Below are 22,556 nucleotides of genomic sequence, written 5' to 3'. Positions count from 1 at the left end.
GTTTTCAGAACTGATTATGCTTAATGAAACTTAATTTCTGAATGGTTTAAAATATAAAAAATATGTTTAAAAGAGTAATTTATATAACTGTATTGGTTTTTGCGGCTTCTGTTTTTGGACAGAATTACGTAAAACATACGGTTCTTGAAGGCGAAACAATTCAAACAATTGCTCAAAAATATAAGGTTACTCCTTATGATATATATAAATTAAATCCAGATTCACAAAGTGGAATTAAACCTAGTTCAGTAGTTTTGATTCCAAAAACTGTTGAGAAATCTAATTCAAAAATAGAAGAAAAACCTGTGATTGCTGAAGTAGCAGAAGTAAAGAAAACAGAAGAAAAAGTAAAAGAATATAAGCAAAAACCTTCTGAAATCAATGCAAAATACCATACTGTTGCTCAAGGAGATAATTTGTATTCTATTTCAAAAAAGTATGATGTTTCAGTGGAAGAATTGGAAAAAAACAATCCTGATGCAGTAAATGGTTTGAAAATTGACCAAAAAATAATCATCAAAAAAGGAATTCAAAAAGGAAATGCTAATTCAAAAGTAGTTTTTGCAAAAACACACGAAGTACAAGCTAAAGAAACTTTATATAACATTTCAAAAGAATACAAAGTTTCAATAGAAGATTTAGAAGAAGAAAATCCATTTTTAAAAGTGGATGGTTTGCAACCAGGACAAAAACTAACAATTCCAACGGGAAAGAAAAATTATCTTACTCAGGCTAAAACTCCTCTACTTCATGAGGTACAACCTAAAGAAACAAAATACGGAATTGCAACAAAATATGGAATTACAGTTGAAGAATTAGAAAAACAAAATCCTGAAGTTGTTGAAAATCTTCCAATTGGATACAAGTTGAAAATTTTTAGAAATACCAATAAACCAGAGGTTTCTGTAAAAGAAAAAGTAGGAGAAGTTGTTGAAGAAGAAAGACCAAAATTTGAAACTCCTAAAGCAACAAATCTTCTTGATTATACTGTAAAATCAGGCGAGACAATGTATAGTTTGACACGCCAGTTTGCATTGTCTGAACTTACTTTGACCAATTTGAATCCAGATTTAAAAAATGGTGTAAGAGAAGGAATGGTTTTAAAAGTTCCTGCAAACCTCTCTTTTGCGAAGGAAGTTAAAAATAATTTCAAAGATTTAACTAAAACTGTATCTAAGCAGAATAAAAAAGAATTGGTTTTATTTTTACCATTTAATGCTTCTAAAATCCAAAGTGACACACTGACTTCCATTGGTGAACGTTTGAAAAAAGATAAATTTCTAAATATGACACTTGATTTTTATTCAGGTGCTTTAATGGCAATTGATTCGGCTAAAGTTTTAGGAATCAATATGGATGTCAAAATTTATGATTCAGAAGAAACAAAAAATACAACTAATGCACTGAATGTAATTTCAGAGAATGATTTTTCAAAAACCAATGCTGTTATTGGTCCATTTTATCAAGTCAATGTCGAAAAAGTAGCAGCTGCGTTGGAGTCTAAAAATATTCCTGTAATTTCTCCATTGTCGAAGGAAGAAGGCAAGTCTTATTCTAATTTATATCAAACGGTTCCAAGTACAGAAGCTGTAAAAAGTGCCATGTTTGAATACATGAGAGCTAAAAACGGAAATGTTATTGCTGCAATTGATGCTAAAAAGAACTCGGTTAGAGATTATATTAAAGAGTTTCATAGTGATACAAAAATTGTTGGTCTAACAGATAAAGGTTCCATTGTTGCAGATAGTATCAAAAAACTTTTTGTGAAAGATAAAATGAATTATGTAGTTATGGCTTCTGAGTCAACTCAAACTATTCTTTCAATTACTTCTGTTTTGCAAAATGCTATGAAAGATTTTCAAGTGCAATTAGTTATTCTTGAACCGAATGAAACTTTAGATTTTGAAGAAATTCCATTATCAAGATTAACAAAATTAAAAATGGCTTATCCATCAGCTACAAAAGAAAATGATTCCGATTTAGCTTCAAAATTTGAACATGCATACAAAAAGAAAAATAAAGTAATTCCAAATCAATATGCTACTCGTGGTTTTGATGTAACATTTGATACGATGTTACGATTAGCACAAGATAAATCCTTTGAAGAAACTCTTGACATTGCTACGGAACAAGTAGAAAGTAAATTTGATTATAATAAAAAAGTAACATCAGGTTATGTAAATGACGGAATTTATATTTTGTATTACGATACTGATTTAACCATAAAACAAGCACAATAATGGCAACTTCCAAAGTAACTTATTTAGGAGATTTACGAACTTCTTCCATTCATTTGCAATCAGGTTCAGAAATTATTTCAGATGCACCAATTGACAACAATGGAAAAGGAGAAGCATTTTCTCCAACAGATACTGTTGCTAATGGTTTAGCGAGTTGCATGTTTACCGTTATGGGAATAAAAGCACGTGATTTAGAAGTAGATTTTTCAAATTCAACTGCAGAAGTAACCAAAATCATGGGAACAGAACCAAGAAGAATCACCGAAATTCATATTACTTTCAATATGAACTTAGTTGCTGATGACAAAACTAAAACGATATTGGAAAGAACCGCAATGACCTGCCCAGTTTTCTATAGTTTACATCCAGATATTAAGAAAGAAATTGTTTTTAATTGGAAATAAATAGGTATCGAGTTGAAAGTTTCGAGTTTAAGATTTTGTGAATTTCAATTAATAAAAAGAAATTGAATTAATGAGAAATTGAATGTTATCTTAAAATAATATAAATAATTTCAAAACAATTAAAACTCGTAACACGTAACCCGAAACTTTCAACTTTTCAATGGACGACCAACAAAAATCCTTAATCAAACTAGCACACACCAAAATGCCTTTCGGGAAATACGAAGGCAAATATTTGATTGACTTACCAGAATATTATTTAGTTTGGATACACAACAATCGTTTGCCAAATGGACAGCTTGGAGAACAACTCAAACTCGTTTATGAACTCAAATTAAACGGTTTAGAAGAGTTAATTCGAAACATTAAAAAGCAATATCCAAAACCATAGTTTTTCCATTTATTATTTGTTTATAATTGTCAATTATCCATTGTTAATTATCAATTAATAATCGTATTTTTGCATCGTTTTTTACAAGAAACATAACAACAACAACAACAACAACAACAACAAATTTACCCTGAGCATGTCGAAGGGCAACACAACAATTAAGGACAACTAGATAGTTGACCTAAAAAAAAAACAATGAATCAAACGAAATACATTTTTGTTACTGGCGGTGTGACTTCTTCTTTGGGTAAAGGAATTATCGCAGCATCTTTGGCAAAATTATTACAAGCACGAGGTTACCGAACTACTATTCAAAAATTTGATCCTTATCTAAATGTCGATCCAGGAACCATGAATCCTTATGAACATGGCGAATGTTATGTAACCGATGATGGCGCAGAAACCGATTTAGATTTAGGTCATTACGAACGATTTTTAAACGTTCCAACATCACAAGCAAACAATGTAACTACAGGAAGAGTTTATCTTTCGGTTATAGAAAAAGAACGTCGCGGTGAGTTTCTTGGAAAAACTGTTCAAGTGGTTCCTCACATCACTAACGAAATTAAAGAACGCATGCAATTACTTGGTAATTCAGGCGATTTTGATATTATAATTACTGAAATTGGTGGTACTGTTGGTGATATTGAATCACTTCCTTATATCGAATCGGTTCGTCAATTAGTTTGGGAATTGGGTGAAAGTAACGGAATAGTAATTCATTTAACTTTAGTGCCATATTTAGCTGCAGCTGGTGAATTAAAAACCAAACCAACGCAACATTCAGTAAAAACATTGATGGAAAGCGGTATCAAAGCCGATATTTTAGTTTGTAGAACCGAGCACGAATTGTCTGATGAAATTCGTCAAAAACTAGCTCTGTTTTGTAATGTAAAACGCGAAGCTGTTATTCAATCCATCGACGCTTCAACAATATATGAAGTTCCTTTGTTGATGCTTGAAGAAGGTTTGGATGTTGTTGCTCTAAAAAAATTAGATTTACCTCAAAAAAATACACCAGATTTAGAAAACTGGAATACCTTTTTACACCGATTAAAAAATCCAAAACATACTATAAATGTTGGATTAATTGGGAAATATGTAGAATTACAAGATTCATATAAATCGATTTTAGAAGCATTTATTCACGCTGGTGCGTCTAATGAAACTAAAGTAAACATTATCAGTATTCATTCAGAATACATTGATAAAGATAATATTGCAGAAAAATTCAACGGAATTGACGGAATTCTTGTTGCTCCTGGTTTTGGAGAAAGAGGCATCGAAGGTAAAATTGAAGCTGTTCGTTACGCACGTGAAAATAATTTACCGTTTTTCGGAATCTGTTTAGGAATGCAAATGGCTGTTATCGAATATTCTAGAACTATTTTAGGATTATCCGATGCTAATTCTACCGAAATGAATCCAAACACAACTAATCCAGTTATCGACTTGATGGAAGAACAAAAAACCATCACAGATAAAGGAGGAACAATGCGTTTAGGTTCGTGGAAATGTGATTTGAAAGAGGGAACTTTGGCACATCAAATTTATTGTAAAACACAAATTTCAGAACGTCATCGTCATCGATATGAGTACAATAATAAGTACGCTTCCGAATTAGAAAAAGCAGGTTTAATAAGCTCCGGAATCAATCCAGATACAGGTTTGGTTGAAATTGTAGAGATTCAAAATCATCCGTTTTTCATCGGTGTGCAATACCATCCAGAGTACAAAAGTACCGTTGCAAATCCACAGCCAATTTTTGTTAGCTTTGTGGCCGCAATGGTAAAAAATAAAAAATAGATTAGCTTTCTTAATTTAGGAGCGAATCAGTAGTAATTTTGGTTATCCATTTTCCTGCTTTCCTCTCGTCCAAAAAGACGAGATCCAATCAGGGCTAGTTTGCCAACTAAAGGTTACTAAAATAAAGTTTCATAAAAACTTTATTTATAAATATGAAATCGCCATAAATAACAGTTTGCGAATGCAAACACCAATCAAAGCGATACCATATGTTACCTTTGAAAAATATTATTTGAACATATGAAACAAAGAAGTCAACACAACGACTAACTTAAATATTAATTAACGAACTCTAATAAAGTTCAATGCATTATGGAAGAAAAGAAGTTTGACAAAAATTCGATTATTGGTTTTGCCCTAATCTTTGGGATTATCATGTGGATGTTTTACAATAGTCAAAAGACAGCACAAGAAGAACAAGCCCAAAAAATCAAGCAGGAAAAAATTGATAAAGCTAAAAAAGCTAAAGAAGTTGCAACTAAACAAGTTTTACAAACGGTTGTAGATACCACAGTTAGCGATACAGTTAAACTTCAAAAATTAGCTGGAGCTTTAGGAAGTTTTGCTTATTCTGCAACATTGCCATCAGCAAAAGAAAGTTTCACAACTATTGAAAACGAATTGCTGACTTTAAAAATTGCTAATAAAGGTGGATATATCGTTGAAGCAGTTCTAAAAAACTATAAGAAATTCGAAAAAAATTCAGGACAATTAGTAGAGTTAATTAAAAATAATAACGCTAATTTCAATCTTGAACTTCAAACTAAAGACAATCGAGTTCTAAATACTAAAGATTTATTTTTTGAACCAACGTTAACTAAAAACGGAAACGATCAAATCCTTTCTATGAAGTTAAAATCGGGTGAAAATGAGTTTTTAGAATACAAATACGTTTTGAAAGCTAACGATTACATGTTAGATTTTGACGTTCGTTCTCAAGGATTAAGCAAAGTCTTAAATACTTCAAAAGCAGCTGATTTACAGTGGGATTTAAAAACCTATCGCAATGAGAAAAGTATTTCTTATGAAAACCGTTATGCAGAAATCTATTTTGAAAACGACGGAAAAGTTGATTATGCAGGAACAGGACAACAAGAAGATGAAATTTTAGAAAAAGCAACATTTATTGCTTACAAGCAACATTTTTTTAGTTCGATTTTGTTGTCTCAAACACCGATTGAGAACGTAAAAGTAAGCTCAACAAACCTTGTTAGAGATGAAAAAATTGATACTGTTTATACAAAACAATTTAAATCAATAATGCCTTTAGCATTTAAAAATGGTGAGTTAGATTACAAAATGAATTGGTATTATGGTCCAACGGATTATAAAATATTAAATAAATACGAAAAAAATATTGAAGACATTGTTCCATTGGGTTGGGGAATCTTTGGTTGGATAAACAAATTAATTTTCATTCCACTTTTCGGTTTCTTGAGTTCATTCATGGGATTAGGAATTGCAATTATTTTATTTACAATTATTATCAAAATTGCAATGTCACCTATTACTTTCAAATCTTTCTTGTCACAAGCAAAAATGAAAGTATTGCGTCCAGAAATTACTGAATTAGGAGAAAAATTTGCAAAAGATCCAATGAAAAAGCAACAAGAAACAATGAAATTGTACAACAAAGCAGGAGTAAATCCAATGGCAGGTTGTATTCCGGCATTGATTCAGTTGCCGTTTATGTATGCTTCTTTCCAGTTTTTCCCTTCAGCAATTGAGTTAAGACAAAAAGGATTCTTGTGGGCTGAAGATTTATCATCATTTGACCAAATTTTCAAATTGCCATTCAACATTCCATTATATGGAGATCACGTGAGTTTGTTTCCAATATTAGCAGCAATAGCTATTTTCTTCTATATGAAAATGACTTCAGGCGATCAAGCCATGGCACAACCACAACAAGAAGGTATGCCAGATATGGGTAAAATTATGAAAATCATGATTTATCTTTCTCCAATCATGATGTTAATTTTCTTCAATAGTTATGGTTCAGGATTGAGTTTGTATAACTTTATTTCTAACTTAATCACAATAGGAATTATGTTAGTTATTAAGAAATACTTTATTGATAGCGATAAAATTCATGCACAAATTCAAGAGAATAAAGCAAAACCAAAGACAGAAAGTAAGTTCCAAAAGAAAATGAGAGAAATGATGGAACAAGCCGAAGCACAAAAGAAATTGAATAAAAAATAGTTAAAACATAGTATTCAAAAATGCCTAATTATAATTCATAATTAGGCATTTTTATTTGATAGTAAGCATAACTTAGCTTTTAATAACTAAATCATGGATTTTAAAATCTTTTCTAATCAGTAATCTTTTTCAAAGTTTCATTTTGCTATTGTGAAATATTTCCAATCGTTAAAATCAACCCTATATTATTTAACTTCACAATCATTTAGATGTTGTGAATTAATTTATATACTTCAATTTTCTAATAGGTGTTTCAAATTATTAAACATAAAAAAATCCTCAATTTAATAATTGAGGATTTATATAAAATATAGTTTTGTTTTTTATAGTGTAGGTTGTAAAACTCTACTAACACCATGAATAACGCCATTTGAACATTGTATGTCAGCAGCAAAAACGCTTCCTTTATTTTCTTCTTGGTCAACAACTTTAGCACCACCAACTAAGTCAATAGATACATTTTGAGCAGGAGTTGTGTAAGTTGCAAAAGATTGATCTTGCAATAAACCTGTAGATAAATTATTTCCTGCAACCACGTGATATCGCAACACTGTTGAAACTTGAGAAGCTGTAGCACCAACTGCAAAACCTGTTCCTGTTGTTGCTGCAGTAAAAGCAGTATTAGCTGGAGCAAATAAAGTTAGTGGAGAAGCATTAGTAGTCAAAGTATTTAACACAGCACTTTGATCACCAAAAGATCCTGAAGTACTCGTTAAAACAGTTTCTAATGTATTAAATGCATTGTTTGCTTTTACGTGATCAATAATAGTAGGTAATGTTACAACATCATCTACAATATGAAGAATACCGTTGTTTAATTTAATGTTAGACCAACCTAATTGCTCTGATACTGTTGATTTTCCATTTAAAGTAACCAATGCATCAGCAATATTAATGTGCATACTTAAAGTGTTAGTTGCAGAAGCAGTGCCTTTACCTAAAGTTTTAACATAACCATTTGCTGGCAAAGATTGTAAACTATATTCACTTCCAATAACGTGATTTAATAATATTTGAGTTAAAACAGAAGTTTCAACATCTTCAATACTAGCATAACCATTTGCGTCTAAGTATAATGTAAATGCTTCATCTGTTGGAGCAAAAACAGTGTAAGTTCCTTCAGTGTAAAGAGTATTTGTTAAATCCGTTTTTTCTAATGCTGCAAATAAAATAGATAGATTTGGATTTTGAGCCACATACTCAGCTACTGTTTTATCATTTGAATTCAGCGTTTTATCAACGTCATCACATGACGAGAATAAAATTGCAAAAACAGCAATAAAACTCATTAATTTAACATAGGTTGTTTTCATAAATTTATTTATTTGGGATTTTTGTTTTAAAAATTGTTAGCAAATTTATAAAAATAAACTATTAAATGGATTTTTTTAATAAAAAAAAGCCCACATTTTCATGTGAGCTTTTTAGGAGTGTTTAAAACTAGTTAAATGCTGGTAATAATACACCATCAATAGCATGTATTACACCGTTTGAACATTGAACATCAGTTAAAATAATATTTTTATTTGTAGTTGTTCCAGCATCATTAATAGCAGTTCCAGTAATGGTAAATCCTTCACCTTGTAAAGTTTGTATATTTCCTGATGGAATTGCATTAGCAAGAACATTCGCTCCACCAACAACATGGTAAGTTAAAACTTGAGTTCTTAAATCACTAGTTGCTAAGCCAGTATATACACCCAAAACAGCTGGTGTAAAAGCAGAATTCACAGGTGCAAAAACTGTAAAAGGAGAACTTGCTGTTCCATTTAATGTAGAAACTAATCCTTGCGCAGATAATAATTCAACTAACTGTGAAAAGTTACTATTAGCTAATGCATGTGTTACAACTGTTGGTAAACCAATAACTTCGTCAACAATGTGCACAACACCATTAGAAGCCTCAACATCTGCTGTTACAACTTCTGCACCACCGTTTAAAGTTACAACAGTTGTTGCTCCACTTCCGGTAACTCCAATATGCATACTTAAGGTGTTAGTTGCAGAAGCTGCACCTTTACCTAAAGTCTTTACATACATATTATTTGAAAGTGCAGAAGAAAGATTTTTTCCGTTAACAACATGATTTAACAATAGTTCTCTTAATGCAGGAACTCCACTTGCAGGTAAGTTTGCAATTGCATCTTCATCATAGCCTGCTTCAATAAAAGCGTCATTTGTTGGAGCAAAAACGGTGTAATTCCCAGTTTTTAATGTTTCTACTAAACCTGCTTTATCCAAAGCTTTTACTAATAAAGATAAATCTTCTGTTCTTGAAGCAATTCCAGAAATTGAATTGTCTGTTTTTTTGTCATCATCACTGCATGATGTGAAAAGTACTGCAAATACTGCAATAAACCCAAATAAGCTTAATTTTTTCATAGTTTTGTGTTTTAATGTTTTTGCTAAATTATATCTTTTTTGTTTAACTTTTTATCTAAATTATTAAACAATGTAAAGTTTATGTAATTTTTAACTTTATTGTTTAATATTATATTCTTATGATTTTCAGTGTTTAAGGCGTTTTTAATTAAGTAAATATAAATTATGATTAAACAAAACTTAATGTACTTTTGTCAGTACAATATCTAAAAGTAGATTACGTTTATTATTTTGGAATTATTTTTGTAAATAGATTTATTAAAACAAAGTATATGAAGTATTTTTTTATGTTATTTTTTATAACCTTTTCAAATTTTGCTCAAGAAATTAATAAACTTGATGATAAAGGTTTAAAGCATGGTTTGTGGAAAGGTGTTTATGAAGAATCAAAAAGACCACGATATGAAGGAACTTTTGAACATGGAAAGGAAACAGGATTATTTAAATTTTTTGATGACACAAAAGCAGGAACAGTAATTGCAACAAGAGATTTTAATGTAAAAGAGAATTCTTGTTATACAATATTCTATAATCAAAGAGGTTCAAAAGTAAGCGAAGGAAAACTTGTAAATAAAGTTCATGAAGGTGAATGGAAGTATTATCATTTTGAATCACCTAATATTATGACTCTTGAAAATTATAAAAATGGAAAACTCGATGGAGTTAGAAAAGTATTTTATAAAGACAATACCATTGCTGAGGAAACGACATATAAAGATGGTTTGAAAGAAGGAATTTATAAAAAATATGCTGAAAATGGAGTTGTACTTGAAGAAATAAATTATAAAAAAGATGTTTTTGAAGGATTATCTACTTTTAGAAATGCCAAAAATGAAGTTGTTTCAAAAGGTAATTATGTAAAAGGTAAAAAAGAAGGCAATTGGCAATTCCTTAAAAATGGAAAATTAGTAACTGAAAACATGAGTAAACCAAAACAGCGAAAATTTGTAAAAAAGCCAATCACTCAAGAACCAAAATAGGAATAATAGAAATAAGTTACAGAAGTATATGTTTTAGCGATTGAAACATATACTTTTTTTATTTTTAAAAATGTAAATTTGCATTTCAAAAAAAAATAAAATGAAACGTGTTGTCGTTGGACTTTCTGGTGGTGTAGATTCAAGTGTTGCTGCTTATCTTTTAAAAGAGCAAGGTTATGAAGTAATTGGACTTTTTATGAAAAATTGGCACGATGATTCAGTAACAATTTCAAATGAATGTCCATGGTTAGAAGACAGTAACGATGCGCTTTTAGTTGCAGAAAAACTCGGAATTCCTTTTCAAACGGTTGATTTAAGTGAGCAATACAAAGAAAAAATTGTTGACTACATGTTCAAAGAATATGAAAATGGAAGAACTCCTAATCCTGATGTTTTATGCAACAGAGAAATAAAATTTGATGTTTTTATGAAAATTGCTCTTTCACTTGGAGCTGATTTTGTTGCAACAGGACATTATTGTAGAAAAGGTGAAATCATGGTTGACGGAAAGCCAGTATATCAATTACTTTCTGGTAAAGATGACAATAAAGATCAATCGTATTTTCTTTGTCAATTATCGCAAGAACAATTATCAAAATCACTATTTCCAATTGGTGAATTAACAAAACCTCAAGTTCGTGAAATAGCAATGAAACTTGATTTAGTAACTGCTGAAAAGAAAGATTCACAAGGTTTATGTTTCATTGGTAAAGTTCGTTTACCTGAATTTTTGCAACAACAACTTCAGCCAAAAGAAGGTCTAATTTATGAAGTTTCTGCTGCTGATGAAGTTTATAGTAAAGTAAAACCAACATTCAATTCGATTGAAGAGGAATTAGTTTATGAATCAACACCAATCAAATATATTCCTGATAATGGAAAAGTAGTTGGAAAACATCAAGGAGCACATTATTTTACAATTGGGCAACGAAAAGGATTAAACGTTGGTGGAACAAAAGAAGCACTTTTCATTATTGCAACTGATGTAAAAACCAATTCAATATACACAGGACAAGGCAGTAATCATCAGGGCTTGTTTAGAAAAGCTTTGAAAGTACAATCAGATGAAATTCATTGGATTAGAGAAGATTTAAAACTTCAAAATGGTCAATCAATGGAAGTCATTGCAAGAATTCGTTACCGACAAGAATTACAAAATGCGACACTACATCAATTTGAAAGTGGTTTATATGTTGCATTTGAAAATCCGCAATCTGCAATAACTGAAGGTCAATTTGTTGCTTTTTATAATGATGAAGAATTAATTGGTTCAGGAGTAATATCCTAAGTAAAGTTTTGTATTATTTTTTTCGTATTTTTGATAACTCCAAATTTTAAATGTTATGAAAAAAACACTACTCATTTTTTTATTATTAGTTTCGTTTTCAGGATTTTCTCAAGAAGATGCATGGGTTTATTTTATAGATAAACCAAATTCAGCAACCTTTTTAAGTAATCCATTATCAATGCTCACTCAAAGAGCATTAGACAGACGAACAGCTCAAGGAATTGCATTGAATGTTAATGACGTTCCAATTCATCAGCCTTACATAGATCAAATTACGACTGCTACAGGAATTACAGTAAAAGCAAAATCAAAATGGTTGAATTGTCTTCACATTAGAGGAACAGTTGCAAATATTAATGCATTAACATCACTTTCATTTGTTGATCATATTACTTTTGCAAATGATGCCTTGAACACCGCAGGAAGAATTTCTCAACCTAAAAGCGCAAGCAAAAATCAGTTGGTTAATAAAAATATGGATGTAGAAACCACATTTTTATATGGAAATTCTGCCAATCAAATTCAAATGCTTAACGGACATTTATTGCACCAAGCTAGCTATACAGGAACGGGAAAAATCATTGCTGTTTTAGATTCAGGATTTATAAATGTGAACACTGCATCACCTTTTCAACGTCTTTTTGATAATAATTCAATTCTTGGTGGTTATAATTATGTGAGTCAAAGTGCCGATGTTTACAGTTTACATAATCATGGTACTATGGTTTTATCTTGCATGGGTGGATATGTTGAAAATCAATTGGTTGGAACTGCTCCTGATGCTAAATATTATTTATTTGTAACAGAAGATGTAATTTCAGAAAATCCTGTTGAAGAAAGCTATTGGGTTGAAGCCGCAGAAGAAGCCGATAGACTTGGTGTTGATATAATCACTTCATCATTAGGATATTATGAGTATGATAATTCATTTTATAGTCATAATTATGATGATTTTACCGGAAATAATGCATTTGCTTCAAAAGGAGCGAACATTGCTTTCAGTAAAGGAATTATCGTTTTAGCAAGTGCCGGAAATTCAGGAGGAAGTCCTTCGCCTTTAGATCGTGTTGGTGTTCCAGCAGAAGCAACTAATGTTTTAGCAATTGGAGCAGTTCAGGCAAACGAAGTATATGCCAGTTTTAGTTCGATTGGTCCATCTTTTGATGGAAGAATCAAACCTGATATTATGGCTCAAGGTCAAGCTTCTGTGCTTGCAAATACCTCAGGAAATGTTGTTACAGCTAGTGGAACTTCCTTTTCTTGTCCAATAACTTCAGGAGTTGTGGCATGTTTGTGGCAAGCACTTCCAAGTTTGACAAATCAACAAATCGTTACCCTTATTAAACAATCTGCAGATAAATTCACAACTCCAAATGCACAATATGGTTACGGAATTCCTGATTTTCAAGCTGCATTGAATGCTGGTTTGCTTTCTGTAGAAAATTTTCCTTCTAATGAAATTTTTGTTTACCCAAATCCAACTGAGAATCTAATAACCTTTACATTTTCTAATTTGATTAATGGTGCAAAAATTCAAATTTACAATGCTTTAGGTCAAAGTGTTTTAGAAAAAGATGATATGAATTCTATCGCTACAATTTCATTAGAACAATTAAATTCAGGAGTTTATTTTTATAAAGTAACTACGTCAAATAAAGAGTTTACGGGAAAAATCATAAAAAAATAATACTGAATAATTTCAGCAGAAAATGAATAGAATTACCCAACTTTTCAATATAAAATACCCAATTATTCAAGGCGGAATGATTTGGAATTCAGGTTACAAATTAGCAAGTGCAGTGAGTAATGCTGGAGGTTTAGGTTTAATTGGCGCAGGTTCTATGTATCCTGATGTTTTGAGAGAACACATTCAAAAATGCAAAAAAGCAACTGATAAACCTTTTGGAGTAAATGTTCCAATGTTGTATCCAAATATTGAAGAAATAATCCAGATTATTATTGAAGAAGGAGTAAAGATTGTTTTTACCTCTGCTGGAAATCCCAAGACATGGACTTCTTTTTTGAAAGAAAAAGGAATTACTGTTGTTCATGTAGTTAGTAGTTCTAAATTTGCTTTAAAAGCGCAAGAAGCTGGTGTTGATGCAGTTGTTGCTGAAGGATTTGAAGCTGGCGGACATAATGGAAGAGAGGAAACTACTACATTAACTTTAATTCCAATGGTAAAGGAAAATATTTCAATTCCACTAATTGCGGCTGGAGGAATTGCTACTGGTCGTGGAATGTTAGCTGCAATGGTACTTGGTGCTGATGGTGTTCAAATGGGTAGTCGTTTTGTTGCTTCAACAGAAAGTTCTGCACATGATAATTTCAAAAAAACGGTTATTGAAACAGGCGAAGGTGAAACCCAATTGACCTTAAAGGAATTAGCTCCAGTACGTTTGATTAAAAATAAGTTTTACAATGATGTTCAAGAGTTGTATGCAAAATGTCCTACGAAAGAAGATTTAGAAAATTTATTAGGAAAACGTAGAGCAAAACGAGGCATGTTTGAAGGCGATTTAGTGGAAGGCGAACTAGAAATAGGTCAAATAGCTGGACTAATTCATGATATCAAACCTGTTGAAACCATTATAAAAGAAATTGTTGAAGAGTTTGAAATGGCTAAGAAAGATGTAATTTTAATGTAGAAATTATTATATTTTCTAAAAAAAGAGTATGAAAAAATTAATTGTATTACTTGTAATAATGTTTATTTCTTCTTGTAATAATGATGATAAACCAACAGCCGCAAATTTAGATGCAAGTGTTTCAATCTATCTAAAAGATTTAGAAAATAAAAACTTGATAAATACTTCTAATTTTTTATCTGAGAATTATAGAATTTATCATTTGATTGATGGAGTTTCAACAGAAGTTTATGATACTAATATGGATAACCCAAGAGGTTTCTTTATCAATTATGAGACTTCACCTATTTGTATGGCACTAACTCTTAATCATTCAGAAAACGAACAATTTCCTATTACCTATGTAAAATGGAATGAAACAGACACAGATACTTTAAAAGCGCAATTTGATAGAGGAAGTGAAAACAATGTTGACTATGTGGTGTGCCAAAAGCTATGGTTAAACGACGAATTAGTATGGGATGTAATTACTCCTGATGGAATTACAGGCAGAGAAATTACTATTGTAAAATAAATAAGTTATCGAAATATAAAAAAGGCAAAGAAAACTCTTTGCCTTTTTTTATTTAATCATTTCTTCAACTTATTTTTAATACATTTAGTTAAAGAATACTTACTTTTGCACAAATTATTCTTCTATGAAAAAGTTGTTACTTTTAGTTTTTCTTTCTTTTATATCATTAAAAATTCAATCGCAAGAACGTCCAAAATTAGTGGTAGGAATTGTTGTCGATCAAATGAAAATGGAATATTTATATCGATTTGAAAGTGATTTTTCTGAAAATGGTTTCAAACGATTGATGAACAAAGGTTATACTTTTCATAACGCACATTATAATTATATGCCAACTTACACTGCGCCAGGACATGCTTCTGTTTATACAGGAACAACACCGTCAATGCACGGAATTGTGGGTAACGAATGGTTTCACAGAACTTTAAAAAAAGAAGTTTATTGTACAGATGATGCAACAGTTTCAACATTAGTTCCTGGAACAGAAACCGAAGGGAAAATGTCTCCAAGAAATTTACAAAGCACTACTATTACAGACGAATTGAAATTGGCTACTAATTTTAAAGGAAAAGTTATTGGAATTAGTATTAAAGATAGAGGTGCCATTCTTCCAGCAGGACATTTTGCTGATTGGGCATTTTGGTACACAAAAACTGGCGAATTTATTTCGAGCTCTTACTATGGTGAAAAACTTCCTTCTTGGGCTGATGATTTTAATAAAGAAAAAAATTACATCACTTATGCTAATAAAGGTTGGGGTTTATTAAAGCCAATTTCAACTTACAATGAAAGTCTTCCAGATGACAATCCTTATGAAGGAAAATTGTATAAAAAAACACCTTTCTTTCCTTATAATATGAAGGAAATGCTTGAAAATAATGATCCTGGTGTTTTAAGAGTTAGTCCTTATGGAAACAATCTAGTTTGCGATTTTGCCAAAAGAGCTATCGAAAAAGAAGCATTAGGTAAAGATGAAATTACTGATTTTCTTGCTATTAGTTTTTCTTCTACAGATTATATTGGTCACAATTTTGGACCTCGTTCTATTGAAATTCAAGATACTTATTTACGATTAGATGAAACTATTGCGGAGTTCTTAAATTATTTAGATGCAACCGTAGGTAAAGATAATTACTTGGTTTTCTTAACTGCGGATCATGCTGGTGCAGAAAATGTTACGCATTTAAAAGACAATAAATATCAAGTTAACAATATCAATTATAAAAACGTTTCGAGCGATTTGAAAGAGTTTTCAAAAGCTACTTTTGGTGAAGATTTAATTTTAAAGTATGACAGCTTCAATGTGTTTTTTGATAAAGATTTAATAAAATCTAAAGCGTTAGATTTTATTAAGGTAAAACAATCATTCAAAGATTTTCTTTACACAAAAGAATATGTAAAACGTGTTTATACTGAAGAAGAAATTTTAGCCTCTTCACCAAATGATGAATTGCTTGGATTTATTTCAAAAGGATTTGATCCAACTCAAAACGGTGAATTGTATTTTGTTTACAAACCAGGTTACATGGAATATGGAATAACAGGAACAACACATGGTTCGCCATATTCTTATGATACTCACGTTCCTGTAATTTTTTATGGTTGGCACATTAAAAATGGAGCTTCACATGATAAAAAAGTGATTACTCAAATTGCTCCAACTGTATCACAATTACTCAAAATTACGATGCCAAACAGTACAAAAAGCGAAGTTTTAACCGAACTGTTTACTAAAAAATAGTAATAAAAAATCCACTAAATTTTAGTGGATTTTTTATTAAAAATATTTTGTTTGGTTAGATTTCAACTTCAACCTGATTTTTAATCAAATCTTCAAAAGTTTCTCTTTTACTTATTAAATGACCTTTTCCATCTTTCCATAAAACTTCGGCTGGTTTAAAACGCGAGTTATAGTTGGATGACATAGAAAAACAATAAGCTCCAGCATTCTTGAAGCATAAAATATCACCTTCTTTTATTTCGGCAATTCTTCTGTTGTTAGCAAAAGTATCGGTTTCGCAGATGTAGCCTACAACGGTGTAAAAACGTTCTTTTCCTTTTGGGTTAGAAATATTTTCAATCATGTGTTGCGAACCATAAAACATTGGTCGGATTAAATGATTAAAACCACTGTCAATTCCTGCAAAAACCGTTGAGGTTGTTTGTTTTACGACATTTACTTTAGCTAAGAAAAATCCAGCTTCACTCACCAAGAATTTTCCAGGTTCGAAAGCTAAAGTCAACGTTCTTCCATATTCTTTTTCGAAAGCTAAAAAACGTTTGGTTAGTTTTTTACCTAATTCTTCAATGTTAGTTTCAATATCGCCTTTTTTGTACGGCACTTTGAAACCTGAACCAAAATCTAGAAAATCCAGTTCTTTAAATTGTTTAGCAGCATCAAACAGAATTTCGGCAGCATAAAGGAAAACTTCGATATCTAAAATATCGGAACCTGTGTGCATGTGAATTCCGTTGATGTGCATTCCTGTATTTTCAACGATTCTCAAAACATGTGGAATTTGATAAATTGAAATACCAAATTTACTATCTATATGTCCAACAGAAATATTTTCGTTTCCACCAGCCATAACGTGCGGATTGATCCGAATGCAAACAGGAACTTTTGGATATTTTGCTCCAAAATGTTCTAAAACCGAAAGATTATCAATATTGATTTGAACGCCTAATTTTGCAACTTCTTCAATTTCTTCAAATGAAACGCCATTTGGTGTAAAAATAATTTTATCAGGAGTGAAACCAGCATGTAAACCCAGTTGCACTTCTTGAAAAGAAACGGTGTCTAAACCAGAACCGCATTTCTTTAGCAACTTCAAAATCGAAATGTTTGACAAAGCTTTCATCGCATAATTAATTCGTAGGTTTTCCACCTTTGAAAATGCAGCTGTCAAACGGTTATACTGATGCTCAATGGTTGTAGCGTCGTAAACGTACAACGGACTGCCAAATTCCTCGGCAAGCGTAAGTAACTCTTTTGGTTGCATGATTTTTTATTTTAAAAGTTTAAAAGTTTATGTGATTAAAAGTTTACTATCAAGTATTTTCAACTTTTAATTGTTAACTTTTGCAAAGATAGTTTATCAAATATGGATTTCAAACTGATTCGTTATTTCTACGAAATTGTTATTTTTTGTACTGATTTTTTTTCAATACCATAACAAACTAGCCCTGATAGAAGCGGTATCTTTTACACCTGTCAGGTTTTTGAAACCTGACAGGTGTAAAAATATAGCGAATAGCAGGAAAATGGACAACAAGAATTCTCAAACCTTTCGCTTCAAAACTTATTATAGCTGTTGATGAAAATAAACTAAAATAAAGTTACTAAATTGATATACATTTCTTTTAGGTTTCATTCTATTTAATTACTTTTGTCAAACTTTTTAAACGACAAACTAATACTTATGAATATACACGAATATCAAGGTAAAGAAATTCTAGCAAAATACGGTGTACGCGTTCAACGTGGAATTGTTGCTAATAATCCTGTAGAAGCTGTTGCTGCTGCAAAACAATTGACTACTGAAACTGGTACGCAATGGTATGTTATCAAAGCTCAAATTCACGCAGGTGGAAGAGGAAAAGGTGGCGGTGTTAAGTTGGCTAAAAACTTAGAACAAGTAACTGAAATTTCTGAGAAAATCATAGGAATGCAATTGATTACGCCGCAAACTCCACCAGAAGGAAAAACGGTTCACAAAGTTTTGATTGCTGAAGATGTGTATTATCCAGGTGAAAGTGAAACTTCTGAATTCTATATGTCAGTTCTTTTAAACAGAGCTACAGGAAGAAACATGATTATGTATTCTACTGAAGGTGGAATGGATATTGAAGAAGTTGCAGAACACACACCTCATTTAATTTTTACTGAAGAAATTGATCCACAAGTAGGATTACAAGGTTTTCAAGCAAGAAGAGTTGCTTTTAACTTAGGTCTTTCTGGAAATGCTTTTAAAGAAATGGTGAAATTTGTTGACTCATTGTACAATGCTTACATTGGTTCTGATGCGTCAATGTTTGAAATTAATCCAGTTTTAAAAACATCTGATAATAAAATAATGGCAGTTGATGCCAAAGTAAATATTGATGATAACGCATTATACCGTCAGCCGAAATATGCTGAAATGCGTGACGTTAGAGAAGAAAATCCAATTGAAGTTGAAGCTAAAGAAGCAGGATTAAACTATGTTGACCTTGACGGAACTGTAGGTTGTATGGTAAACGGAGCAGGATTAGCAATGGCAACAATGGATTTAATTAAATATGCAGGTTTTGAACCAGCAAATTTCTTAGACGTTGGTGGAACAGCTGATGCAAAACGTGTGGAATTAGCTTTTAGAATTATCTTAAAAGATCCAAACGTAAAAGCAATTTTGATTAACATCTTTGGTGGAATCGTTCGTTGTGATCGTGTTGCTCAAGGAGTTGTTGATGCTTACAAAAATATGGGTGACGCAATCAAAGTGCCAATCATCGTAAGATTACAAGGAACAAATGCAGAAATTGCAAAAGAATTAATCGATAATTCAGGTATGCCAATTTTATCTGCTGTTCAATTTCAAGAAGCTGCTGACCAAGTTCAGAAAGCACTTTCATAAGTTAGAAATACGAAGTACGATATACGAAGTAAAAATCCCGAGTTTAATGCTCGGGATTTTTTTGTTTAGTACTTTTTATTTTTTTATCGAACAAGTATTGATTCCTAATAAAGTATATAACGGACAGAAATTTACTAAACTTGTTAGGGCAAAAACCGTTGCTGCTACGACAGCTACGATTCCTAAAATTCCAGTAATTGTTCCGTTGTAGAATAAGAAAGCTAACACTGCAGCAATAATCAATCGGATTATTTTATCTGCTGTACCCATATTTTTTTTTCATAACTAATTGTTTAGTTGATTATTATATGATAAAGGTACGCTTTATAAAATAAATACTTTGTTACATAAGTTACATATCTATATTTAATCCTTTTTATTCTTACCGTTTTTGTATTGTACTTTTTCTACAATTTCAACTCTCTTTACCGGTTTTTTAGCAGCAAATTTAGGTTTAGATGCTGGATTTTTCTTAAAATCGCCTGGCTTAAACTCTTTTTTTGGAGCAGTTCCTTCTGGTTTTTTAAATTCTTTTGGTTGTGCTTCTTTTTTGTGAATTGCAATGACATCCATAGGATTCTTCGGATTTTCTTTTGTTCCACGCAAGTGAATTACTAATCCGTTTAGGAAATTACGCAATACTTGGTCGCCACATTCCACAAATTTTGGATGATCAGCATTTCTAAAGAAATTACCAATTTCACCTTTAGACATTCTGAAATCTACTAATTTTAAGATTTCTTCTATTTGGTCATCACGAAGCATTAATGCTACACGTAGTTTTTTGAAAATATCGTTGTTGTTCATTTTTTACTTTATTAAATATTTTGTTTTATTCTTCCAACTTCCAACTTCAGTCTTCCAGCTTTAGAACAGCCAAAGATACGCTTTTTTGAAACCTTCGCGCCATAATTTTTCGTTGTGTTGTCCGCCTTTGACTATAATCTTTTTGTTTAAGTTTTTACAATGGCAACGTTTGCTATCAATTTCAAATTCCATATTATCTAAATCGCGAACCATATCGTCATCGCCTTCATTGTCGCCACAGAGAAAATAGATTTTGGTTTTAAAATTTTTTGCTTTTCGCATCAGTTCAAAAATTTCTTTTCTGTTGAACCAAAAAGAAGGCGAGAAGCAACCTACTTTTCCAAAGATTTTAGGATATTTTAATGCTCCATAAAAAGAGACCAATCCGCCTAAAGAACTTCCAAAAAGAGCTGTGTTATTTGCATTTGTTTTGGTTTTGTAGTTTTTGTCAACGTAAGGTTTCAGTGTTTGAACAATAAAATCTAAGTAATTATCAGCATTTCCGCCACCGTATTTTTCGTGCTTGAAAGGCGTTAGTTCTTCCATACGTTTTTCGTTGCCGTGTTCGATTCCGATGACGATTACTTGTGCCGAAATGCTGTCTAAAGTTTCATCAACATTCCATTCACCAACGTAGGATGTTTTGGCATCAAATAGGTTTTGACCGTCGTGCATGTAAATGACAGGGTATTTTTTCTTTGAATTACTATCATAGTTTTTTGGTAAATACACCCAAATTTTCTTCGTCGTATTTAATTGTGGTGCTTCTATTAAAAAAGACGAAACTTGCTTGCTGGCTGTGCTATTTTGAGCATTTGAACTGCAAAAAATGACTCCAAATAAAAAGGTTAAAATGAATTTCAAGCGAATTAATTTTTAGAATTTAACAAATAATTATATTTTAGCTAAAAATAATCATTTTGATGAACACTAAGGAACAAAAATTAAGTTTATTAGCAGACATGATTGCGTTTGCAATTGTTGATGGAGAATTGCACGATAGAGAATACATGTTTCTTTCGATAATTGCTATAGAACTTGGCGTAAGCAAAGACGAGTTGAAACAACTTTTTCATGAAGAAAACCGAAGTGAAATCATTAAAAGTGAGTTTGAACGCATTCAGCAGTTTTATAGATTGGCACTTTTGATGCATTGCGATGGCGTTTTGCACGAAAGAGAACAAATTAAAATCCACGAAATTGGCATCAATATGGGATTGAATCCGTTTGCAATCAAGCGAGTATTGAAAGCAATGGAAAAATCGCCTACACGAATGGTTTCGCCCGATTATTTATTGGAAGTTTTTCAAGAGCAGCATAATTAACTTGATTTCAATATATAACAGTCAAATAAACAGATATTTTTTTTACACGAATTGCACGAATTTACACAAATTGAATATAAGTAGTAAGATTACTATTCGTGTAAATTCGTGTAATTTGTGTCTAAATTTTTAAAGCTTATTTAGAACTCAATTTAATTAATTTTTTTATTTCTTTTTTAATAAAATCTCTCGTTTTCACATTTGTGAGTGTTCCAACGTTTTTGTAAAAAGTCTAAGAAAAGTGGCGTTGTTTTTAAGTTTTCGCTTGCTTCAAATTTGCCTCCAGAAGGTGTTTTTGTTTCGCAAAATAGCATCGTTGAACCTCTCAAAGCGTACTTGGTGTTGTCTTCATATAGGATGATTTTCATTTCACCTGGATCCATTCCGCCACGGCAAATAAGTACATAAGGTATAGCAATTTCTGCAATTCCGTCCTTATCTAAATCGGTTATTGTGGTTGCTTTTGGAATAAAACCAGTGAACCAATCTACACCATAACACTTATTAAAATCATACATTCTCCAAACGCGACTGAACTCACTTTCGGAATTGCTTTTTCGGAATAAGTACGTGTATAGTTCTGATTTGTCTTGTAAAGTAAAATCGGATTGATTGGTTTCATATTCTTTCCATTTGAATTCACCAGTAACGGTTTGGATAAGTATATTTTCACCTAAAGCGTCGGTCCATTTTAAAGCTTCTACAACGGTTCCTTTAAACTCTAGATATTTTGGAATGTCATCATAATAAAGCGAATCAATTTTTAATGATTTCTCTGAATTTGTCTTATCCCAAATACTCAACCAAACATCTGGTTCTAGGTTTTTAAATTTCTCTATATGATTTTTCGTTTGACCATTTGAAAAAGTAAAAACAAAAAGTAGAAAAAGTATAAAGGTTTTTTTCATGGGATTGCTACTTAAGAATTTGTGTTTAAGGTTAAGATGAAT

General features: G+C 31.4%; 20 protein-coding genes. 13 read left to right on the top strand and 7 right to left on the bottom strand.

Going from position 1 to position 22,556, the window contains the following annotated elements; genetic code table 11:
- Nucleotides 1-62: 62 nt before the first annotated feature.
- The 5 genes from Q0049_RS15605 to yidC all read left to right on the top strand — a co-directional run bounded on the left by Q0049_RS15605 (nucleotide 63) and on the right by yidC (nucleotide 7,046).
- Nucleotides 63-2,240, top strand: a complete 2,178-nt coding sequence (locus Q0049_RS15605; RefSeq protein ID WP_298121835.1) for a LysM peptidoglycan-binding domain-containing protein — start codon at nucleotides 63-65, stop codon at nucleotides 2,238-2,240.
- Nucleotides 2,240-2,644, top strand: a complete 405-nt coding sequence (locus tag Q0049_RS15600) for an OsmC family protein (protein WP_298121833.1) — start codon at nucleotides 2,240-2,242, stop codon at nucleotides 2,642-2,644. Before Q0049_RS15605 ends, Q0049_RS15600 begins: the two co-directional genes overlap by 1 nt.
- A gap of 160 nt (nucleotides 2,645-2,804) precedes the next feature.
- Nucleotides 2,805-3,035, top strand: coding sequence for a DUF3820 family protein (locus Q0049_RS15595; protein WP_298121830.1), 231 nt, complete (start codon nucleotides 2,805-2,807; stop codon nucleotides 3,033-3,035).
- Between the two features lie 195 nt (nucleotides 3,036-3,230).
- The gene (locus tag Q0049_RS15590) at nucleotides 3,231-4,841 is read left to right on the top strand and encodes a CTP synthase (RefSeq protein ID WP_298121826.1); all 1,611 of its coding nucleotides are present in this window, start codon (nucleotides 3,231-3,233) and stop codon (nucleotides 4,839-4,841) included.
- 312 nt (nucleotides 4,842-5,153) lie between these two features.
- Nucleotides 5,154-7,046, top strand: coding sequence for a membrane protein insertase YidC (gene yidC, locus Q0049_RS15585; protein ID WP_298121823.1), 1,893 nt, complete (start codon nucleotides 5,154-5,156; stop codon nucleotides 7,044-7,046).
- A gap of 323 nt (nucleotides 7,047-7,369) precedes the next feature.
- On the opposite strand, the gene Q0049_RS15580 is transcribed toward yidC, so the two are convergent.
- Complete coding sequence (locus Q0049_RS15580; protein ID WP_298121821.1) at nucleotides 7,370-8,359, bottom strand: fasciclin domain-containing protein; 990 nt, start codon at nucleotides 8,357-8,359, stop codon at nucleotides 7,370-7,372.
- A gap of 127 nt (nucleotides 8,360-8,486) precedes the next feature.
- Nucleotides 8,487-9,428: a fasciclin domain-containing protein gene (locus Q0049_RS15575; RefSeq protein WP_298121818.1), complete on the bottom strand. Its 942-nt coding sequence runs from the start codon at nucleotides 9,426-9,428 to the stop codon at nucleotides 8,487-8,489.
- 272 nt (nucleotides 9,429-9,700) lie between these two features.
- Between Q0049_RS15575 and Q0049_RS15570 the strand changes: the two genes are divergently transcribed.
- The 6 genes from Q0049_RS15570 to pafA all read left to right on the top strand — a co-directional run bounded on the left by Q0049_RS15570 (nucleotide 9,701) and on the right by pafA (nucleotide 16,599).
- Nucleotides 9,701-10,408: a hypothetical protein gene (locus tag Q0049_RS15570; protein ID WP_298121816.1), complete on the top strand. Its 708-nt coding sequence runs from the start codon at nucleotides 9,701-9,703 to the stop codon at nucleotides 10,406-10,408.
- Nucleotides 10,409-10,508: 100 nt separating this feature from the next.
- Nucleotides 10,509-11,696, top strand: coding sequence for a tRNA 2-thiouridine(34) synthase MnmA (gene mnmA, locus Q0049_RS15565; protein WP_298121814.1), 1,188 nt, complete (start codon nucleotides 10,509-10,511; stop codon nucleotides 11,694-11,696).
- A gap of 55 nt (nucleotides 11,697-11,751) precedes the next feature.
- Complete coding sequence (locus tag Q0049_RS15560; protein WP_298121812.1) at nucleotides 11,752-13,383, top strand: S8 family serine peptidase; 1,632 nt, start codon at nucleotides 11,752-11,754, stop codon at nucleotides 13,381-13,383.
- A 22-nt stretch (nucleotides 13,384-13,405) separates the two neighbouring features.
- Nucleotides 13,406-14,344, top strand: coding sequence for a nitronate monooxygenase (locus Q0049_RS15555; RefSeq protein WP_298121809.1), 939 nt, complete (start codon nucleotides 13,406-13,408; stop codon nucleotides 14,342-14,344).
- Nucleotides 14,345-14,372: 28 nt separating this feature from the next.
- A complete protein-coding gene (locus tag Q0049_RS15550; protein ID WP_298121806.1) occupies nucleotides 14,373-14,858 on the top strand; it encodes a hypothetical protein in 486 nt (161 codons plus the stop codon).
- A gap of 124 nt (nucleotides 14,859-14,982) precedes the next feature.
- Nucleotides 14,983-16,599: an alkaline phosphatase PafA gene (gene pafA, locus Q0049_RS15545; RefSeq protein WP_298121803.1), complete on the top strand. Its 1,617-nt coding sequence runs from the start codon at nucleotides 14,983-14,985 to the stop codon at nucleotides 16,597-16,599.
- Nucleotides 16,600-16,654: 55 nt separating this feature from the next.
- Here pafA and lysA read toward each other — a convergent pair whose 3' ends face one another.
- Nucleotides 16,655-17,860 (bottom strand): diaminopimelate decarboxylase, encoded by a 1,206-nt coding sequence (lysA, locus tag Q0049_RS15540; protein WP_298121801.1) that lies wholly within the window; start codon nucleotides 17,858-17,860, stop codon nucleotides 16,655-16,657.
- A gap of 420 nt (nucleotides 17,861-18,280) precedes the next feature.
- On the opposite strand from lysA, the gene sucC reads away from it, so the two are divergent.
- Complete coding sequence (gene sucC, locus Q0049_RS15535) at nucleotides 18,281-19,474, top strand: ADP-forming succinate--CoA ligase subunit beta (protein ID WP_298121798.1); 1,194 nt, start codon at nucleotides 18,281-18,283, stop codon at nucleotides 19,472-19,474.
- A gap of 75 nt (nucleotides 19,475-19,549) precedes the next feature.
- Here the strand turns inward: sucC and Q0049_RS15530 are convergent, their stop codons facing one another.
- The 3 genes from Q0049_RS15530 to Q0049_RS15520 form a co-directional block, all read right to left on the bottom strand.
- A complete protein-coding gene (locus tag Q0049_RS15530) occupies nucleotides 19,550-19,744 on the bottom strand; it encodes a DUF2892 domain-containing protein (RefSeq protein ID WP_298121795.1) in 195 nt (64 codons plus the stop codon).
- 96 nt (nucleotides 19,745-19,840) lie between these two features.
- Nucleotides 19,841-20,281 (bottom strand): DUF1456 family protein, encoded by a 441-nt coding sequence (locus tag Q0049_RS15525; RefSeq protein ID WP_298121792.1) that lies wholly within the window; start codon nucleotides 20,279-20,281, stop codon nucleotides 19,841-19,843.
- 60 nt (nucleotides 20,282-20,341) lie between these two features.
- Nucleotides 20,342-21,151 (bottom strand): alpha/beta hydrolase-fold protein, encoded by an 810-nt coding sequence (locus Q0049_RS15520; RefSeq protein WP_298121934.1) that lies wholly within the window; start codon nucleotides 21,149-21,151, stop codon nucleotides 20,342-20,344.
- A 53-nt stretch (nucleotides 21,152-21,204) separates the two neighbouring features.
- Between Q0049_RS15520 and Q0049_RS15515 the strand changes: the two genes are divergently transcribed.
- On the top strand, nucleotides 21,205-21,606 hold the full coding sequence (locus tag Q0049_RS15515; protein WP_298121790.1) for an excinuclease ABC subunit B: 402 nt from the start codon (nucleotides 21,205-21,207) through the stop codon (nucleotides 21,604-21,606).
- 176 nt (nucleotides 21,607-21,782) lie between these two features.
- Here the strand turns inward: Q0049_RS15515 and Q0049_RS15510 are convergent, their stop codons facing one another.
- Nucleotides 21,783-22,514, bottom strand: coding sequence for a M949_RS01915 family surface polysaccharide biosynthesis protein (locus tag Q0049_RS15510; RefSeq protein ID WP_298121789.1), 732 nt, complete (start codon nucleotides 22,512-22,514; stop codon nucleotides 21,783-21,785).
- Between the last annotated feature and the right edge of the window lie 42 nt (nucleotides 22,515-22,556).

Origin of the sequence: Flavobacterium sp. (genome assembly GCF_027484205.1) — a bacterium.
Classification (GTDB): domain Bacteria; phylum Bacteroidota; class Bacteroidia; order Flavobacteriales; family Flavobacteriaceae; genus Flavobacterium.
The sequence above is the reverse complement of the archived record's forward strand: the minus strand, read 5'-3'. Positions and strand labels throughout refer to the sequence as shown.

What these genes read in the sequence shown, in the direction of transcription:
- lysA (WP_298121801.1), bottom strand. Translation starts at nt 17,860, where the DNA reads ATGCAACCAAAAGAGTTACTTACGCTTGCCGAGGAATTTGGCAGTCCG.
- Q0049_RS15550 (WP_298121806.1), top strand. Translation starts at nt 14,373, where the DNA reads ATGAAAAAATTAATTGTATTACTTGTAATAATGTTTATTTCTTCTTGT.
- Q0049_RS15515 (WP_298121790.1), top strand. Translation starts at nt 21,205, where the DNA reads ATGAACACTAAGGAACAAAAATTAAGTTTATTAGCAGACATGATTGCG.
- Q0049_RS15575 (WP_298121818.1), bottom strand. Translation starts at nt 9,428, where the DNA reads ATGAAAAAATTAAGCTTATTTGGGTTTATTGCAGTATTTGCAGTACTT.
- mnmA (WP_298121814.1), top strand. Translation starts at nt 10,509, where the DNA reads ATGAAACGTGTTGTCGTTGGACTTTCTGGTGGTGTAGATTCAAGTGTT.
- Q0049_RS15555 (WP_298121809.1), top strand. Translation starts at nt 13,406, where the DNA reads ATGAATAGAATTACCCAACTTTTCAATATAAAATACCCAATTATTCAA.
- Q0049_RS15525 (WP_298121792.1), bottom strand. Translation starts at nt 20,281, where the DNA reads ATGAACAACAACGATATTTTCAAAAAACTACGTGTAGCATTAATGCTT.
- Q0049_RS15595 (WP_298121830.1), top strand. Translation starts at nt 2,805, where the DNA reads ATGGACGACCAACAAAAATCCTTAATCAAACTAGCACACACCAAAATG.
- Q0049_RS15560 (WP_298121812.1), top strand. Translation starts at nt 11,752, where the DNA reads ATGAAAAAAACACTACTCATTTTTTTATTATTAGTTTCGTTTTCAGGA.
- Q0049_RS15580 (WP_298121821.1), bottom strand. Translation starts at nt 8,359, where the DNA reads ATGAAAACAACCTATGTTAAATTAATGAGTTTTATTGCTGTTTTTGCA.
- Q0049_RS15600 (WP_298121833.1), top strand. Translation starts at nt 2,240, where the DNA reads ATGGCAACTTCCAAAGTAACTTATTTAGGAGATTTACGAACTTCTTCC.
- Q0049_RS15570 (WP_298121816.1), top strand. Translation starts at nt 9,701, where the DNA reads ATGAAGTATTTTTTTATGTTATTTTTTATAACCTTTTCAAATTTTGCT.
- yidC (WP_298121823.1), top strand. Translation starts at nt 5,154, where the DNA reads ATGGAAGAAAAGAAGTTTGACAAAAATTCGATTATTGGTTTTGCCCTA.
- sucC (WP_298121798.1), top strand. Translation starts at nt 18,281, where the DNA reads ATGAATATACACGAATATCAAGGTAAAGAAATTCTAGCAAAATACGGT.
- pafA (WP_298121803.1), top strand. Translation starts at nt 14,983, where the DNA reads ATGAAAAAGTTGTTACTTTTAGTTTTTCTTTCTTTTATATCATTAAAA.
- Q0049_RS15605 (WP_298121835.1), top strand. Translation starts at nt 63, where the DNA reads ATGTTTAAAAGAGTAATTTATATAACTGTATTGGTTTTTGCGGCTTCT.
- Q0049_RS15530 (WP_298121795.1), bottom strand. Translation starts at nt 19,744, where the DNA reads ATGGGTACAGCAGATAAAATAATCCGATTGATTATTGCTGCAGTGTTA.
- Q0049_RS15510 (WP_298121789.1), bottom strand. Translation starts at nt 22,514, where the DNA reads ATGAAAAAAACCTTTATACTTTTTCTACTTTTTGTTTTTACTTTTTCA.
- Q0049_RS15590 (WP_298121826.1), top strand. Translation starts at nt 3,231, where the DNA reads ATGAATCAAACGAAATACATTTTTGTTACTGGCGGTGTGACTTCTTCT.